Origin of the sequence: Parabacteroides sp. B2-S-102 (assembly GCF_023656665.1) — a bacterium.
Lineage (GTDB): Bacteria > Bacteroidota > Bacteroidia > Bacteroidales > Tannerellaceae > Parabacteroides > Parabacteroides distasonis.
Genome location: NZ_JAMOKM010000001.1, coordinates 82,122 through 98,934 on the forward strand (window position 1 = coordinate 82,122; position 16,813 = coordinate 98,934).

At 52.5% G+C, this 16,813-nt stretch carries 14 protein-coding genes; 10 read left to right on the plus strand and 4 right to left on the minus strand.

Annotated features, from left to right (window positions below; genetic code table 11):
• Nucleotides 1–270 precede the first annotated feature (270 nt).
• Nucleotides 271–768 carry a glucosaminidase domain-containing protein gene (locus NBH07_RS00315; RefSeq protein WP_005868062.1) on the minus strand — a complete coding sequence of 166 codons (498 nt, stop codon included), beginning with the start codon at nucleotides 766–768 and terminating at the stop codon, nucleotides 271–273.
• Nucleotides 769–809: 41 nt separating this feature from the next.
• On the minus strand, nucleotides 810–1,262 hold the full coding sequence (locus NBH07_RS00320) for an HU family DNA-binding protein (RefSeq protein ID WP_039848681.1): 453 nt from the start codon (nucleotides 1,260–1,262) through the stop codon (nucleotides 810–812).
• A gap of 200 nt (nucleotides 1,263–1,462) precedes the next feature.
• Between NBH07_RS00320 and NBH07_RS00325 the strand changes: the two genes are divergently transcribed.
• Nucleotides 1,463–2,455, plus strand: a complete 993-nt coding sequence (locus NBH07_RS00325) for a virulence RhuM family protein (protein WP_009017804.1) — start codon at nucleotides 1,463–1,465, stop codon at nucleotides 2,453–2,455.
• Between the two features lie 41 nt (nucleotides 2,456–2,496).
• Nucleotides 2,497–2,718 carry a DUF4248 domain-containing protein gene (locus tag NBH07_RS00330; protein ID WP_005868065.1) on the plus strand — a complete coding sequence of 74 codons (222 nt, stop codon included), beginning with the start codon at nucleotides 2,497–2,499 and terminating at the stop codon, nucleotides 2,716–2,718.
• 301 nt (nucleotides 2,719–3,019) lie between these two features.
• Here NBH07_RS00330 and NBH07_RS00335 read toward each other — a convergent pair whose 3' ends face one another.
• Together NBH07_RS00335 and NBH07_RS00340 are read right to left on the minus strand one after the other, a co-directional pair.
• On the minus strand, nucleotides 3,020–5,176 hold the full coding sequence (locus tag NBH07_RS00335; RefSeq protein WP_009017805.1) for a virulence-associated E family protein: 2,157 nt from the start codon (nucleotides 5,174–5,176) through the stop codon (nucleotides 3,020–3,022).
• Nucleotides 5,177–5,295: 119 nt separating this feature from the next.
• Nucleotides 5,296–5,640: a hypothetical protein gene (locus NBH07_RS00340; protein WP_005855952.1), complete on the minus strand. Its 345-nt coding sequence runs from the start codon at nucleotides 5,638–5,640 to the stop codon at nucleotides 5,296–5,298.
• Nucleotides 5,641–5,803: 163 nt separating this feature from the next.
• Here NBH07_RS00340 and NBH07_RS00345 point away from each other — a divergent pair, with 163 nt between their 5' ends.
• The 8 genes from NBH07_RS00345 (at nucleotide 5,804) to NBH07_RS00375 (ending at nucleotide 16,810) form a co-directional block, all read left to right on the plus strand.
• Nucleotides 5,804–6,496, plus strand: coding sequence for a hypothetical protein (locus NBH07_RS00345; RefSeq protein WP_009017807.1), 693 nt, complete (start codon nucleotides 5,804–5,806; stop codon nucleotides 6,494–6,496).
• The gene (locus NBH07_RS00350; RefSeq protein ID WP_156682642.1) at nucleotides 6,493–9,246 is read left to right on the plus strand and encodes a TonB-dependent receptor; all 2,754 of its coding nucleotides are present in this window, start codon (nucleotides 6,493–6,495) and stop codon (nucleotides 9,244–9,246) included. The genes NBH07_RS00345 and NBH07_RS00350 overlap by 4 nt, the downstream gene beginning before the upstream one ends.
• A 12-nt stretch (nucleotides 9,247–9,258) precedes the next feature.
• A complete protein-coding gene (locus tag NBH07_RS00355) occupies nucleotides 9,259–10,419 on the plus strand; it encodes a DUF4249 domain-containing protein (protein ID WP_009017809.1) in 1,161 nt (386 codons plus the stop codon).
• 10 nt (nucleotides 10,420–10,429) lie between these two features.
• Nucleotides 10,430–12,112, plus strand: coding sequence for a hypothetical protein (locus NBH07_RS00360; RefSeq protein ID WP_009017810.1), 1,683 nt, complete (start codon nucleotides 10,430–10,432; stop codon nucleotides 12,110–12,112).
• A 55-nt stretch (nucleotides 12,113–12,167) separates the two neighbouring features.
• Nucleotides 12,168–12,269, plus strand: a complete 102-nt coding sequence (locus NBH07_RS22540) for a DUF6722 family protein (RefSeq protein ID WP_307822229.1) — start codon at nucleotides 12,168–12,170, stop codon at nucleotides 12,267–12,269.
• A 283-nt stretch (nucleotides 12,270–12,552) separates the two neighbouring features.
• Nucleotides 12,553–13,575 (plus strand): threonine aldolase family protein, encoded by a 1,023-nt coding sequence (locus NBH07_RS00365; protein ID WP_009017811.1) that lies wholly within the window; start codon nucleotides 12,553–12,555, stop codon nucleotides 13,573–13,575.
• A gap of 14 nt (nucleotides 13,576–13,589) precedes the next feature.
• Nucleotides 13,590–15,476 carry an endonuclease/exonuclease/phosphatase family protein gene (locus tag NBH07_RS00370; RefSeq protein ID WP_009017812.1) on the plus strand — a complete coding sequence of 629 codons (1,887 nt, stop codon included), beginning with the start codon at nucleotides 13,590–13,592 and terminating at the stop codon, nucleotides 15,474–15,476.
• Between the two features lie 8 nt (nucleotides 15,477–15,484).
• A complete protein-coding gene (locus NBH07_RS00375; RefSeq protein ID WP_156682641.1) occupies nucleotides 15,485–16,810 on the plus strand; it encodes a nucleobase:cation symporter-2 family protein in 1,326 nt (441 codons plus the stop codon).
• The last annotated feature ends 3 nt before the right edge of the window (nucleotides 16,811–16,813 follow it).

Consider the following 16,813-nt stretch of genomic DNA (forward strand, 5'->3'; position numbering starts at 1 on the left):
GCTATGAGGAGGGTGTAGCCGGAGATACCCAGCCAGTCCGCCCCGGGGGGCGGTGGGGAGGAGGGGTGCCGTCGTGGCGGAAGAGCGTCAGCGAGGCGCCGATCGCCGCTAGCGTCACCTCCGTCTCCCGCATGAGGAGGGAGAGGAGGGCTAGCAGGAGAAGGAGCAGCGCCGGTAGCGTCTGTCGTTTCGGGAACAGGGGGATGCTGCGGGAAGATGACCCGGAGGAGCGCCGTGAGGCAACGGAGGATGAGTTCAAGGTATTTCATTTTAGTTGACAGTTGATGATAGGGACGGCATCTGCCCGCCCTTTTGATTAACGATTGATAGTTGCGAGCTGATTTTTCGGCAAAGCTGGACGATCAGCTTACGATAGGCTTCCCGGTTGTCGCCGTTCACCTCGCTGATGTAGGGGCTGTAGGCGATCTCCTTGGCGAAGGCCGTAGGGTTGGCGCTCATGTCGGCCGCCCGGGGATAGGCCGAGCGAAGCAGGCGGCAGTAATCCATGAACGAGCACTTATCGTCCGGGTAGATCCGGAAACGTAGCGAGCGGGGCGACAGCTCCGTCCACCGGCCGGTCCACCATACGTTGGGCAGCCCGTAGGCCGTGATGCCGAAAAAGTTATGATACTCCCGGCAGAGCGTACTCTCGCCCCAACCCGTCTCGATGGCCGCCTGTGCCAAGATCACCACCGGATCGATCCGGAACGCCCGCCCGGCCTCCCCAGCCAGCGGAGCGTATTCACGTATAAAAACAGAAATCTCCATACCACTTAATTTTCAATTTTCAATTCTCAATTTTCAATTCCCTAAATCTCGTCCGGGCTCTCGGAATCGCCCCCGCCCGGGGTCACCTCTCCGTTCGAGTACTCGGTGTACTCACGGAGCTTGGCCGTCAGCTTGAGCGAGGCGCTGGAGAGGTTGCCCGTGGCACGGGCACGAAGGCGTACGCCGATGATATTGCCTTGCGTGGAGAAATCCTCCGGCGTGACGGCCCCCTTCGAGCGGATACCCACGCTGAAGATGCCGAGGTCGTCTATCTTCACGTTCTTGCCGTCCATCAGCAGCTCCTTGATACAATTCACCATGTCCTTCAGCATGCCGTGGATGGCGCCGGTGGAGAAGGGGGTGTTGTGGGTGGACATGTGCTCGGCCAAGGCGGCGATGTCTACCGTCTCCTCGCATACGGCACGGGCGTACCACTTGTTGAAGGTTGTCACGTTCTTCTCGTTCTTGTTTTGATACTTCTTGTAGCGGATCATAATGTGTTGTTTTTTAATGTTGATACAAAGATACGGCAGGGCGTGGGGGCTTTGTCGCTTTGGGTGACTTAGGGTGATTTCGGGTGAATTATAAGTGAAGAAATTGAAGTGCCTTTGCGAAATTCTTTGAAGACACTCACTTTTTGTATTGAAATAGTTTATCTTCGCATTGTGGGAAGAACTTCTATGATTAGGAAAATATGGAACAGAACATAAACAACATAGTGATATACCAAGACGAAAACGGGGTGACGAAAGTCAATGCCCGCTTTGCTAACGATGATGTATGGTTATCCCAGCAACAGTTGGCGGAGATCTATGATACGACCCAGCAAAATATAGCCTCACATATCCAGAATATATTTTCAGACAATGAATTATCGGATAGCGAGGCAACTCACAAGAAATTCTTGTTAGTTCGCAAAGAAGGGCAACGACAAGTACAACGTAATATAGACCATTACAATCTTGATGTGATTATTGCGTTGGGATACAGGGTACAGTCGCAGGTGGCCACACGGTTCAGGCGGTGGGCGACAGAACGATTGCACGAATATATCCAAAAAGGCTTCACGATGGATGATGAACGGTTGAAGCAAGGAGGAAATCGCTATTTTAGGGAATTATTGCAACGTATCCGTGATATCCGGGCTTCCGAACGTAATTTTTACCAACAGGTAACGGATATTTATGCCACTTCCATTGATTATGACCCTCGTGCGGATATGACACGGGAGTTTTTTGCCACCGTTCAGAACAAGCTTCATTATGCGGTTCATGAACATACTGCTGCCGAAATAATCTATGAACGAGTAGATAGCGATAAACCGATGGTTGGTATGACAAATTTCAAAGGGAATTATATAACCCGGGATGATGTTAAAATAGCCAAGAACTATCTTTCCGAAAACGAATTGAAACGGTTGAATCTCCTTGTATCCCAGTTTCTTGACTTTGCGGAATTTCAAGCACTTGAAATGCGGGAAATGAGGATGTCTGATTGGATAAAAGCACTTGATAATCAAATAATAATGCTTCAGCGCAAACTACTCGAAGGGAAAGGTTCGGTATCTCATAGGCAGGCTGTTGAAAAAGCTGAGAAAGAATTCAATATCTATCGAAAAAGGGAAATGCAGCAGTTGGAGAGTGATTTCGATAAAATGATGAAGAATTTACCGAGAAATAATGGTTGATCCATGATGGATATATGCCGGAGATTCACTATCTTTAGGATATGGAAACGACATTCAAGATACGAGCGTACGGGCGGATGGAGCTGGCCGAGGTCTACCTGCCCGATCTGCATCCCCGCTCGGCCCACCGCAAGCTGCAACATTGGATAACGATCTATCCCGGCCTGCCCGGTCGCCTCCTCTCGCTGGGTTATCACGAGGGCGAGCGGGTCTATTCGCCCGCCATGGTGCGGGCCATCATCGAGTCGCTCGGCGAGCCGTGAGAGCCGGATGGTATCCGGGTGGAATAGGGGCGCTAAGTCAATGGAACGCAAGACGGATTCCATTGACTTAGCGACCGTATCTCATTGGTTTTCCGGTCATGTTTCTTAATCCCGACGAATATCGGTGCCGGGGTTAGGGCGCAAAAGGCGCATCTTTACGTGCCTATATAAAACTTTTCTTGTAAATATATTTTTTCATCACACTGCTATAGTGTGATATATATTTATCTTTTTGTAAAATGTTTTTCCAGACACTGTTTTTTGCGCCTTTTGCGCCCTGCTCATTTTAGAAAGTCAGTTTTTATTCCGGCTTATCTTCTTGACCCTTAAAGATATCATTCTCCTTTTGGGCTCTATCCTCTTCCTCTTGCCTAGGGCGCAAAAAATTGGCTTTTACCTGTTCCGAGGTGATCTCGGCGACCTCAAACAGTAGTTTTCCTCTAGTTTTCGTGAGCTTAAAACCATGTTTTTTCAGCACCTTGCTCAACGTAACTATATTGGAACGTGTCGGCGTGATACGTGTAAATACACTTAGTTTCGTCATAATATCGCTCGCCGTAAGATACTGTGGCGTGTCGAAACGCTCCGGTTTGCGGAAATAGGTGAAGAACAACTCCTCCTCGGGGCTTCGCTGGCGGAAGGTCTCGTTGTTCTCGTTGATCTTCCGGATGTCTTCGCCGGAGAACCAGTATTTCTCGCCCCGGCGGAAGAGGGCGAGAGCTTGGGCGTAGATGTCGGCGTGTCGCACGGGCGACTGGTAATCGATCCGTGTGGCCTCGAAGCAGAGGAAGCGGCGAGACTCGTTATCGTCCGGCAGCGATTGCAAGTCGTTCACCGTGGCGGCGAAGGAGGCGTGGCGTATCTGCGTCTCGGCATAGTGTCCGTACGGGCGGCGCAGGTAGATGACCCCGGTGGAGGTGAGCGCCTTGAGGCGGTTCAGATCGGCGTAGCTCTGGCCGGACATCTCGTCGATGACGATCAAGAGGCAGTCCACCATCATCTGCGGGAAACCCTTGCTATAGGGATTGACATTGCCCGTGAAAAGATAGTCCCGCAATTCGGGCGGCACGAGGTTCCGCAGCCACGAGGTCTTGCCCAGCCCCTGCCCGCCGGCCAGTAGCAGGATGGTATGGTTTTCCACGCCTAGCTCCATGGAGCCGGCCACTTGCGCGATAAGCCAGCGCTTGAGGCAACCCCGCCAGAAGGCGGGCCGGGTGGTGCCCACGGTATCGGCCAGCTGCCCGATCCAGTCCGTCACCCCGTCCCACGGGGCCAGCCCCTCGAAATACGAGCGGAAAGGGTGGAACGTCTCGCTGAAGTCCGACATCAGTATGGCCCGGATGTCGTTATGCGAGCAGTAGTGGCCGTCCTTCAGGAGACTCCGCCAGAGCGAGTTCACCCAGTAGTCGGTCACCGGCTTGAAGACCGGCTTTTGACCGTTCCGCTTTTTCTTCGTGGCTACCTCCACGTACCCCCTCACGGCGTTCTTGCGGGTGAGGAAACGCTCGGATATATAATTCTCCACGGCGACCACGTCCAGCGGGCCCCCGCCCTTTTTCCGGGAGGTGGCGGCGCTCGTCTCGGCGGCGTGCTCCTCCACGTGGCTGTAGGCGCTCTCGATGGCGGCGAGGCGCTCCTCCGCCGGCAAGTCGGCGAAGGCGGTAGCGGCGTAAGCCTCCATCTCGGCCCGCTTCACGCCCAGCCGGTTCGCCCGTGCGGCCATGACGAAGATGAAGTTATTGCGGTTGCCCTCGGCGTAGGCGCCTTTCCGCTCGGCGGTCCGGCGTGCCTTCTCCAGTGGCGAGGCCACCTTCCTTTCCTTCGCCCCGGGAGCCGTCTCGCTAACCTCCTCCTTCCAAGTAAGGGGTAGCGGGGCGAGGCCCTCCGGTAGCTCGCCGGTACCCTCCAGCCAAGGGCGGTAGGCAGGCGAGAGGTATAGGGTGGGATCGTCCGATACGAAGCAAAGCCGTCCGATGTCGCTGCCCGAGGTATCCAGCTCCACGCCGAGCCGGGCGGCGTACCAACGGCTCATGGCCTCGTAGACCCTCCGGTGATTACCCGGCGTGGCGGTCTCGTCCGTGGCGGCGTAGGCGATGAGTTTCGCCCCATCGCCGCTGGGACTGCGGAAATACGCCACGGTGTAGGGCGCTTCCGTGGCGAGCGGGGTGATACGCTCCAGCTCCCGTTCCCCTACGTGGTCGATGTCGAGTACCACCAATTGGTTATAGCGGGTGATGTGAGGGTCGAGGCGTTTCCCGGAGTAGGTGGCCTGTGGGGTGAAAGCGGGCAGTTTTTTCTTTAGTTTGGCGGCCAGTTCCTTATCGCCCGACGCTAGCGCCTCCCGCGTCTCGTCGATGAACTGCTTGTACGTTCCTCTTTGGATGTTTTCCAGTACGCCCGCTAGCGAGGCGTCTCCCTTGTATCGTCCGAAAAGGGCGAATAATGACGTGTTTATCATACTATATTTTTAAGTGATAAAAAAAGAGCCAGTGTCTCTGGCTTGATGCCGCTAAGGTAGGGAGGCGCTTTGGGACGCCTCCCAAGTTTTAACTTTTGTTGTGAAAAACGGGAAGCTTGTTATTCATGCGCTTTCCCGTATTCCTCCTGCGCCGTCGAGAGGATGCTCCGGAAGCTCCTTGGCTCCGGGCAGCCGTTGGGGTGTATCTCGAACACCTCGTCCAGCGCCCGTATCATGGCTTCCCGGTTCGTCTGCCCGTTCACCCGGAAACGTTGGTCATCGAGGATGGGCAGCGTCAGCCGCACGAAGTCTTTCACAGAGCCCGTGTAGATGATCTTCTCCCGTTTAACCAGATCCTCCTCCGGCTGGTAGTCTTTAAACAACTTATGCGCCCCCTTCGCGTCTTTTTTCAAGTCCACCCATGCCTTTTGGGCATTTTCCAAACTATCCAGCAGCTTTCTCACGCTTGTTTCCGCTTCCCGGAAACTGATTTTTTTTCATATATGATTAATTGTTAAAGTTAAAAACGTCGCAAAGGTATATTATCCACGTGATAATTCCTCGGAAGTTGTTGGTTTGTCGGATATATATGCTTACATTTGGCATGAAACTTTAAATCTGGATCTTATGAGAAAGCTTCTGGGGTTTTTATGCGTATGCGCGTTGGCTATCGTTACGGCTAGGGCACAAGATGCGGTGGATGACTATGTCTCTTCCGCCGCCGGCCAATCCGTGATCTACCATGGGAAGGAGCAATTAAAATATCCCACCTCGATAAGAAATCACCCCTATTTGAAGAGCGAGAAATACGTATCCGGGGATCTTAGCTTCGAAGGCATTCTCTACAAGGGCGTGAAAATGCGCTTAGACCTGTACAAGAATGAGTTATTACTGCTCTCTCCGGACAATCGCTATAATATCGTCTTGCCGAGCGATCGGGTAGACTACGCAGAGTTTCATGGGTACGATATCTTCTACAGGTATCCGGACGAGCGGTCGGGCAACTTGCCGGAAGGTTATTACCTACGGTTGTATGAAGGGAAGTGTACCGTGCTGGGGAAATGGTCTTGTATATTATCTAAAACGATAAAAGATATGCAGGTCGATGAATCCTTCGATCAGTCCGTAAAATATTATATCCGGAAGGAGGGTGTTTACTATACCGTGAGGAGCAAAGGCTCCGTGTTGAAGGTCCTCAAGTCCAAGAAAAAAGAGCTGGCCCGGTATATCAAGCGGCGAAAGCTGGATTTCAAGCACGCTCCCGAGGAAGCCATCGTAGCCGTGGTGAGACAGTATGAACAGTTAAACGAGATCCCATGAGAAAGAGCCTATATATCGGTATGGTAATGTGCCTGCTGTCCGGCTGGACGGCGAGGGCGCAGCGGACGGTCGATCTGGATTTCCGGCAAGTAACCTTAAATGTCGTGTTCGACGCTATCGAGCGGCAGACCGGACAGCCCGTCTACCGGCAACCCTTGGAGACGGACTCCATGGTCGTTAGCGTACACAGTGAGAAGGAAGAGCCCTTGGTGGCGTTGCGGCGTGCGTTGGAGGGGACTCCCTTCCAAGTATCCTCGTATGGCGGCGCCTTCTTTGTATTGAGAGATAACACCTTGATGACCTCCCTGCCCGAGAACTTCTTCCTGCGGGAGAAGCGGAGAGAGGGCGATGGCGACGAGGAAGGCTCCGGTATCTCCCTGATGGCGGGCCGGAAGCAGCAGAAGGCTACCTCGGAGAACAAGGTCTACGAGATCGGCGACGCCTCGGGCAAGGCGGCGGACCGGGTCACGGTGACCGGCAATATTAGCGATTTCAAGACCGGCGAGCCGATGGTGGGCGTGGCCGTGTTCGTGAAGGACCCGATGATCGGGGCCACTACCGACGCTTACGGCTATTATACGCTGCGCCTCCCTCCCGGACGGCACGAGCTGTACATCCAAGGCATGGGCATGAAAGACACCCGGCGGCAGATCATGCTTTATTCCGACGGCAAGCTGGATATAGAGCTGGAGGAACAGGTCTACACCTTGAAGGAGGTCACGATCTCCTCCGAGAAGATCGCCAACGTGCGGAATACGACGATGGGAGTGGAACGCCTGAAGGTGAAGGATATAAAGAATATACCGATGGCATTCGGGGAGGTGGATATCATGAAGGTAGTCATGTCGCTCCCCGGCGTGAAGGCGGTGGGCGAGGCCTCTAGCGGCTTTAACGTGAGGGGCGGGGCGACGGACCAGAACTTGATCCTCTTCAACGACGGCACGGTCTATAACCCGACCCACCTGTTCGGCTTCTTCTCCGTCTTCAACCCCGACGTGGTGAAGGACATGGAGCTGTACAAGAGCAGCATCCCCGCCAAGTATGGCGGACGTATCTCCTCGGTACTCGACATCAACAGCCGGGAGGGTAACAAGAAGGAGTTCAAGGGATCGGCGAGCATCGGCTTGCTGACCAGCCGCCTTACCTTGGAGGGGCCTCTCTTCTCCGAGAAGACCTCCTTTATCGTGGGCGGACGTACCACTTACTCGGACTGGATCTTGAAGAAACTCCCCGAGAAGAGCGGCTATAAGGATGGCAACGCCGGGTTCTACGACCTGAACGCCACGATTAACCATAAGTTCGACGAGCGGAACAACCTCTATCTGAATGGCTACTACAGCCACGACCGTTTCCGCTTTAACGCGGATGAGCGGTATGCCTACGAGAACGCCAACGCCTCGGTGAAATGGAGGCATATCTTCTCGGATCGTTTCACGGGAGTCCTCACCGCTGGCTACGACCATTATGGCTACAATACCCGTAATACGGATAACCCGGTGAATGCTTATTCCCTCGCTTTCCGTATCGACCAGATGTACGGGAAGATGGACTTCACGCATTACCTGAGCGATAAGCATACGCTGGATTTCGGCGCCAGCTCGTTGTTCTACGGCTTGGAGCCGGGGAAATACCTTCCCTATGGCGGGGAGTCGTTGGTGAAGGAGGACCGGATGGAGAAGGAGAAAGCGGTGGAGTCCGCTATCTATGTGGGCGATCGTTGGGATATCACCTCCCAACTCTCCTTGAACGTGGGAGTCCGTTATTCCATATTTAACGTATTGGGGCCCCGTACCTATAATCTCTATGCCGACGACCAGCTGCCTTCCTTGGCTACCGTGACGGGCACGGTGGATAAGACCGGGGCGTTCAAGACCTACCACGGGCCCGAGTTCCGCATATCCGCCCGCTACGCCTTTACCGAGGACTTCTCCGTGAAGGCCGGCTTTAATACGATGCGGCAGAATATCCATAAGCTATCCAACACGACCATCATGTCGCCCACGGATACGTGGAAGTTGAGCGACGCTAACATCAAGCCGCAGACGGGTATGCAAGTGGCCGCCGGGCTATACCGGAATTTCTTGAGCAATACGATCGAGGTCTCCTTGGAGGGATATTACAAGACGATGAAGGATTACCTAGATTACCGGAACGGCGCCGAGCTGCTGATGAACCACCACATCGAGACGGACGTGCTGAGGACCGAGGGGCGTGCCTATGGCGTGGAGCTGATGGTGAAGAAAACGCAAGGGAAGTTGAACGGCTGGGTAAGCTATACCTACTCTCGCACGCAACTGCGGCAGAACGACCCGATGATCGTGAATCCCGTGAACAAGGGGGATTGGTACGCCGCCGACTTCGATAAGCCGCACGACCTGAAGTTCGTGGGTAACTATAAGTTCACGCATCGTTTCAGCTTCTCGCTGAATTGCGACTATAGTACGGGACGGCCGATCACCTTGCCGGTCTCCAAATATCATTACGGGGGCGGTGAGTTTGTCTACTATTCGGACCGTAATCAATACCGCATCCCGGACTTTTTCCGGATGGACGCCTCGTTCAACATCGAGCCGAGCCACCACCTGACGTTGCTCACGCATAGCACGATCTCTTTCGGGGTCTATAACCTGACGGGGCGAAAGAACGCCTACTCGGTGTATTATATATCGGAGAACGGGAAATTAAAGGGATATAAGATGGCGATATTCGGGGTGCCTATCCCGTTTGTCTCTTATAATATTAAATTTTAGGGGGGAGTTGAGATGAGGAAAGAAGCGAAGATAAAAGATTCTATAAAAGGCTTTCATTGGTGGCTGGGGGCTTTGCTGTTGTTATTGTCCGCCTGTGTCACGGATTACGAGCCGAAGGGCTTGGAGCAGGTACGGGATTTGTTGGTCGTGGATGGTATCATCACGAATGGCGAGACTACGATAAAGCTCCGGAGAAGCGTGGGCCTGACCGACGATTTCACGGAGGATGAGTTCGTGAATAATGCCAAGGTGGTGGTGGAGCGTGAGGATGGAGCTGTTTTCACTTGCGCTAATTCTTCCGGGAAGGGAGAGTATAAGGTGGATATGGGAGAGCTGGACCCGGGTAGCCGGTACCGGCTACATATCTCGCTGGATGGGCTGGAGTATGAGTCGGACTATCTGGGACCGGAGATAACGCCTCCGATCGACTCTCTCTCCTTGCTGAAGAAGGGGCCGGGAGAGGAGGTCCGTCTCTGTGTGTCTACGCATAATGCCCCGGATCGATCCTCTTATTTCCGCTGGATGTATAAGGAGAATTGGGAGGTGAAGGCGGAGATCTTTATGGCCGCCGAGAAAATGGGTAATACGGTCGTAATATATGATTTACTTACATCGAATAATTGGTATTATTGCTGGGGAAAGGACAGCTCGAAGGTGATCTCCCTAGGCAGTTCCGATAGGCTGACGCAGAACGTGATCGCTAACAAAAGTATCGCCTCGTATCATCCCAGCGATCGCCGTTTCTCGATGTTGTATCATGCGGAGGTGGAACAATATGCGTTGCACCGGGAGGCTTACGACTACTATTTTAATTTGCAGAAGAACATAGAGGAGTCTGGTAGCTTGTTTGCCCCTATTCCTTCGGAGATGAAAGGGAATATCCGTTGCGTGACGGACCCGGAGGTTCCGGTGATCGGTTTCGTGGAAGTAGCGACAGTGACTCGCCTCAAGCGTTTCTTTCCGGAGATAGAGAAGGTATATGAGGCCGAGGTTACGGGCTGCGCAAGCACGATCGTACAGGGATCGGAATATGATAATAATCCGGATTACGGATATGTTTCCTATAATCCGATGAATGCGGAGAGTAATACGTATGCGCTGAAACGTTGTATGGATTGCGGCCGTTTTGGTTCGAAACAGAAGCCCTCTTGGTGGCCTACCAGTCATTTATAATTTAGTTGCTATGAAGAAGTCTATGATAAAACAATGTATCTTGTCGCTCCTCTGCCTTTTATGGGCGGGGCAAACGCTTCTCGCAGGGGAATTGCGAGAGCGGGTTTACCTGCAAACGGATAAGCAATTTTATCTGTCGGGCGAGCTTGTATGGATGAAATTCATTGCCACGGATTTGGACCAACGGTTATCCGACGTGAGCAAGGTCGGGTATGTGGAGCTTCTGGATAGCGCCTCGGCGGTCGTGCAAGCCCGACTCGTGCTGGAGAAGGGGGTGGGCGATGGTTGTCTGCAGTTGCCTTCTACCTTGCCGACCGGAAACTACCGGCTGGTGGCCTATACCCGTTATATGCGGAACGAGGGGGAGGAGGTCTTCTTTGAGAAGCCGCTGGCGGTGGTGAACACTTTCGTGACGAACGAGACCCTGCTGACAGATACTTTATTGCCCGCTTACTCTTTTACGAGGCGAGAGGGCCCGGTTTCCGTATCACCGGACCGTATGACCTATGATACCCGTTCAGGGGGGGAGATCCGGATAAACGGCCTGCCCCCGGATCTACAGACCCTATCGGTCTCTATCGCCGGGATTGACTTGTATAAACCTTCCGCCCGGAGCGGTATCGTTGATTGGAAACAAAGCATGCCTACTACGGGATCATCGCCTGCCGATCGTAAATTCTTGGCGGAATACGAGGGGCCGATCCTGACGGGGAAAGTGATCGATCTGTCTACGGGCGAACCTTCGTCTAAAGAGGCGGTGAGGCCTTTATTGGGCTTTTCCGGGGGTGAGATCCGTCTTTTTGGGGGGCAACTGGGCCCTGCCGGGGAGGTGACTTTCTTTACGAGACACATATCCGGGACGCACGAGATCGTGACGGTGGCTTTATCCCCTTCCTCTTCTCGCTACCGGGTGGACATCGAATCTCCTTACGCTACGCATCCGGAGAAGGAGCTTCCCGCCTTGAGATTGAATCCCGCTTGGCAAGACGAGTTGGTGAAGCGGAGCGTGGGGCTACAGGTGTTGCATGCTTACCGGTCTGATTCCTTGGTTCGGGAAAAAGCGGAGAAGCCTTGGTTCCAGTGGCAACCGGATTGGAGTTATCTTTTGGACGAGTACACCCGTTTCACGACGATGGAGGAAGTCGTTATCGAGTTTATCCCCGGCCTTCGTTTCCGTAAGATGGATGGGGTTCGCCGGTTGGCGGTCCTGACCGAGGAGCGGATCGGGTATACGATCGGTAACTCATTGGTTTTACTGGATGGCATCCCCATCGCCGATCACGAGATCATTTTTAAGTACGATCCCCTAAAAATCCGGAAGATCGATGTGTATAAAGGTAAGTACGTATTCGGTGGGCAGATATTCGACGGTATCGCCTCCTTCTCCTCTTATGAGCATAATTACCCGGGTCTGGTAGTCGATAACTCCACCCAGCTCTTTGATTATGAGGGCACGCAAGCCCAGCGCATCTTCTATATGCCCGCTTACCGGACAGAGGCCGAGAAGCGATCTCCCGTTCCGGATTTCCGCCATACCTTACTTTGGCGACCCGATATCCGGACAAACGGCGAGTCCTCTATATCCATCCCCTTTACCACCTCCGACCTGACCGGTGATTTCACCATCACCATCGAAGGCCTGACCCAAACCGGCGAGGCCCTCTACGCGACGGAACAATTTCAGGTAAAATAGCGTGCGATATGGATTATTCTATTTATCTTTGTCTTGACAAATAAAAAATCTTACTATGAAAAAAGAAATCGGAAAATGGTTGATGGATATCGCTAAGTATGTAGTGACTGGCGGAATCATTAGTACATTCATCAGTAATTATCAACAGCAGAGTTGAATTATTTATATAAATGCGGCAATTGTTGCTATAATTACTTTTTGGGCGGGTACCCGCTATTTTAAGGAAGGAGAAAGGGCTGAAAACAGTAAAAAAAGGAGGAAATAGTTATGGGACCTTATTTATTCTTTTGTAGTATAGTGGTTATTCCTTGTGTCGTTTATCTGATATATTCATATACGCATACAAATAAGAATAACATAATGGATAGCGATAAATAGTTACTTGGATATCCTCATTCTCATCTTAAATCCGTACTTTTGACGAAAAATCAGATTTAAAGATGAGAAGTTTCGCTAGTGACAACAATTCCGGCGTGCATCCCCGGGTAATGGATGCGATCATCAAGGCAAATGATAATCATGCGGTTGGATATGGTGATGATCCTTGGACAGAGGCCGCTACGAGTAAGATACAAGAAGTGTTCGGCAAGGATGCTTCTCCTTTTTTCGTGTTTAACGGGACGGGGGCGAACTCCGTGGCCCTGCAAGCCGTGACCCGTCCGTTTAATAGCATCCTGTGCGCCGAGACCGCCCATATCAACGTAGACGAATGTGGTGCTCCCGCACGGATGACCGGTTGCGCCATCGTCACGATTCCTACGACGGACGGTAAGCTGACACCGGAATTGATCCGTCCCCATCTGAAGAACTTCGGGGTTTGCCACCATTCGCAACCCAAGGCCGTTTATATCTCCCAAGTATCGGAATTAGGTACGATCTATACGATAGAGGAAGTGAAAGCGATCGCCGATCTCTTACATTCGTACGATATGTATCTGCATATGGACGGAGCACGCTTGGCGAACGCCTGCGCTTACCTGAATTGCTCGATGCGCCAAGTGACTGTAGACGCAGGCGTGGATATCTTGAGCTTCGGAGGCACGAAAAACGGTATGATGATGGGAGAAGCCGTGGTCTCGTTCCGCCCGGAGATCACGGAGAACTTGCGATTTTACCGGAAGCAATCCGCCCAGCTAGCCTCGAAGCTACGTTATCTCTCCGCCCAGTTCATCCCTTATCTGGAAAATAACCTCTGGTTGGAGAACGCTATGAAAGCGAATATCAGCGCCGCCAAGCTAGCGGACGTGCTACGACAATACCCGGAAATTCATTTTACGCAGAAGATCGAGTCCAACCAGCTCTTCTTCACGATCCCTGCCGAGGCGTTGAGGAAGTTGCAAGATAAATATTTCTTCTATATGTGGAACGAGGAGATCAACGAGGCCCGTCTCGTTACCTCTTGGGATACTTCCGGCGAGGATATCGCTGAGTTCGAGCAGTCATTGAAAGAGATATTCGGTTAAGGTATAGATATAAAATGAATATAAACATTAGATCGAATCCTATGAGGAAATGGTTTATTTGGGCGATCGTTATGATCGGATGTTTGCCCATAAATAAGGCATTGGCACAGCAAAGCGGCGATGCCGAGCGGAATACGTTGCGTATCATGAGCTATAATATCCGCAACGGAAGGGGCATGGATGAGGTGACGGACCTCGGGCGTATAGCGGACGCTATATGTAAGGTAGCCCCCGATGTCGTCGCCGTACAGGAGGTAGATAGCGTGACCGTAAGAAGCGGCGGGATCGACGTGCTCCGGACGTTGGGAGAACGCACCCTGATGTTCCCTACCTACGCCCCGGCCATCGACTTCGATGGCGGTAAATACGGAGTAGGTATGCTGAGCAAGGAGAAGCCGGTGAGCTACCGCTATATAGCCCTTCCCGGACGGGAGGAGGAACGGGTCTTGCTATGGGTCGAGTTTGAGAGATATATCTTCTGCTGCACGCACCTTTCCTTGACACCGGAAGACCGGATGCTCTCCTTGCCGATCCTTCGGCGGGAAGCAGCTTTCGCTCATAAGCCCCTGTTTATCGCCGGGGATTGGAACGCTACGGCGCATTCCCCCTTTATCACGGAAATCAGCAAGGATTTCCAGCTATTGAGCAATCCTAAACAGGCTACATTCCCGGCTTCCACGCCGGATAGCTGTTTGGACTATATAGCGGGTTATGTAAAGAATGGACAGCCCTTTACCCGTTTGTCCGCATGGGTTCCCGAAGAGGCGGTGGCATCGGATCATCGCCCGGTCGTAACGGAGGTTCGCCTGAAGGCCAAGCCGGAAGAGATCTTTTATGCGGCGCCCTATCTGCAAAATCCTACGGAGGGCGGCATAACGGTGATGTGGCAGACCCGTGTCCCTACGTATAGTTGGGTAGAATACGGTACGGACACGCTGAATTTGAAGAAGGCTCGCACCATCGTGGACGGTCAAGTGATATGCAACGGCTTGCATAATAAGATTCGGCTGACGGACCTACGACCGGGGCAAACCTATTACTACCGGGTATGCTCGCAGGAAATCATGCTTTACCAAGCCTATAAGAAAGAGTTTGGCGAGACGGCGGTATCCCCGTTCTACACCTTCACGCTCCCTTCCGCATCCCAAAAGGATTTCACGGCCTTGATCTTTAATGACCTACATAAGCATATCCCGACCCTAGACGCCTTATACGGGCAAGTGCGTGATATCTCTTATGATTTCGTGGTATTTAACGGGGATTGTATAGACGATCCCGCCAATGAGAAAGAAGCTTTGTATCATTTGGCTTATTTATGCGGGAAGGTGGGCGCCAGTCATGTACCCGCTTTCTTCCTAAGAGGCAACCACGAGATACGCAACGCTTACTCGATCGGCCTGCGTGCCTTGTTTGACTATGTGGACGATAAGACATATGGGGCGTTCAGCTGGGGAGATACCCGTTTCGTCATGCTGGATTGCGGCGAGGATAAACCGGATAGCACATGGGTGTATTATGGCCTGAACGATTTCACCGGTCTCCGGAAAGATCAAGTGAGTTTCCTCTCGAAAGAATTGAGCGGCAAGGAGTTTAAGCAAGCCTCGAAGCGGGTTTTATTGAACCATATCCCTATCTACGGAAACGGGGATGCCTATGAGCCTTGTCCGGAGCTTTGGGGAAGCCTGTTGGCGAAAGCCCCTTTCAACGTGAATATATCCGCCCATACGCATCAATACGCCTTCCACCCGAAAGGCTCGTTGGGAAACAACTTCCCGGTGATCGTAGGCGGGGGGTATAAGCTCGATTCGGCTACGGTGATGGTATTGCGGAAGAAAGGAGACGAGATGAGTGTACGAGTGTTGAACGCAAAAGGGGAGACCTTATTAGACTTGAAACTATAAGAGACAGGATGAATACGGATTTGATTTACGGGATCGATGACCGTCCGCCTTTGAAAGAGACGCTTTTTGCCGCCATCCAGCATCTACTGGCTATTTTCGTGGCGATCATAACACCTCCCTTGATTATCGCCGGGGCGCTGAAACTGGATCTGGAGACGACCGGTTTCTTGGTTTCCATGGCTCTGTTTGCCTCCGGGGTATCCACATTCGTTCAATGTCGTAAATTAGGACCGGTCGGGGCGGGGCTGCTATGTATCCAAGGGACCAGCTTCTCGTTTATCGGCCCGATTATCACGGCTGGTTTGGCGGGAGGGCTTCCCCTTATTTTCGGCGTTTGTATCGCCGCCTCTCCGGTAGAGATGATCGTGAGCCGTACTTTTAAGTATCTGCGCTCGGTGATTACTCCCTTGGTATCGGGTATCGTGGTGTTGCTCATCGGCTTGAGCTTGATCAAGGTTGGAGTGGTCGCTTGCGGTGGGGGGTATACGGCTATGGATAACGGTACGTTCGGTAGTTTGCGTAATATCGGGGTAGCTGTGTGCGTCTTGTTGAGTGTCTTGTTCTTCAATCGTTGTAAGAACAAGTACTTGCGGATGAGTTCCATCGTGCTAGGGTTGTGTATCGGTTATGCGATCGCTTTCGCCATGGGGATGGTGGATATGGAGGCTGTCTCCTCGCAAAACCTGAGAGGGTTTAATATCCCGGTTCCTTTCAAATATGGATTGGATTTTAATATCTCTTCATTCGTGGCGATCGCATTGATCTATCTGATCACGGCGATCGAGGCTACGGGGGATATTACGGCCAACTCGATGATATCGGGAAAATCGATCGAGGGAGAAGGCTACCTGAGGCGAGTCTCCGGCGGGGTGCTGGCGGATGGGGTGAACTCATTTATCTCCGGTGTTTTTAACTCTTTCCCGAACTCTATCTTCGCCCAGAATAACGGGATCATCCAGCTGACGGGAGTCGCCAGCCGGTACGTGGGGTATTATATCGCGGGTATGCTGATCCTGTTGGGATTATTCCCGGTTGTCGGCGTTATCTTCTCCTTGATGCCCGATCCGGTGCTGGGAGGAGCTACCCTGCTGATGTTCGGTACGGTGGCGGCAGCAGGTATCCGTATTATCGCCGCCCAAGATATCAACCGGAAGGCCACGTTGGTGTTGGCGGTTAGTTTGTCCTTGGGGTTGGGGGTGGAGCTGATGCCGGATATTCTAGGGGCCGCTCCTCAAGTGATCCGTGGCATTTTCTCCTCCGGCATAACGACGGGTGGCTTGACGGCCATTCTGGCGAATTTATTTATACGTGTAAAAGAAGATCAAACAGAATAACAA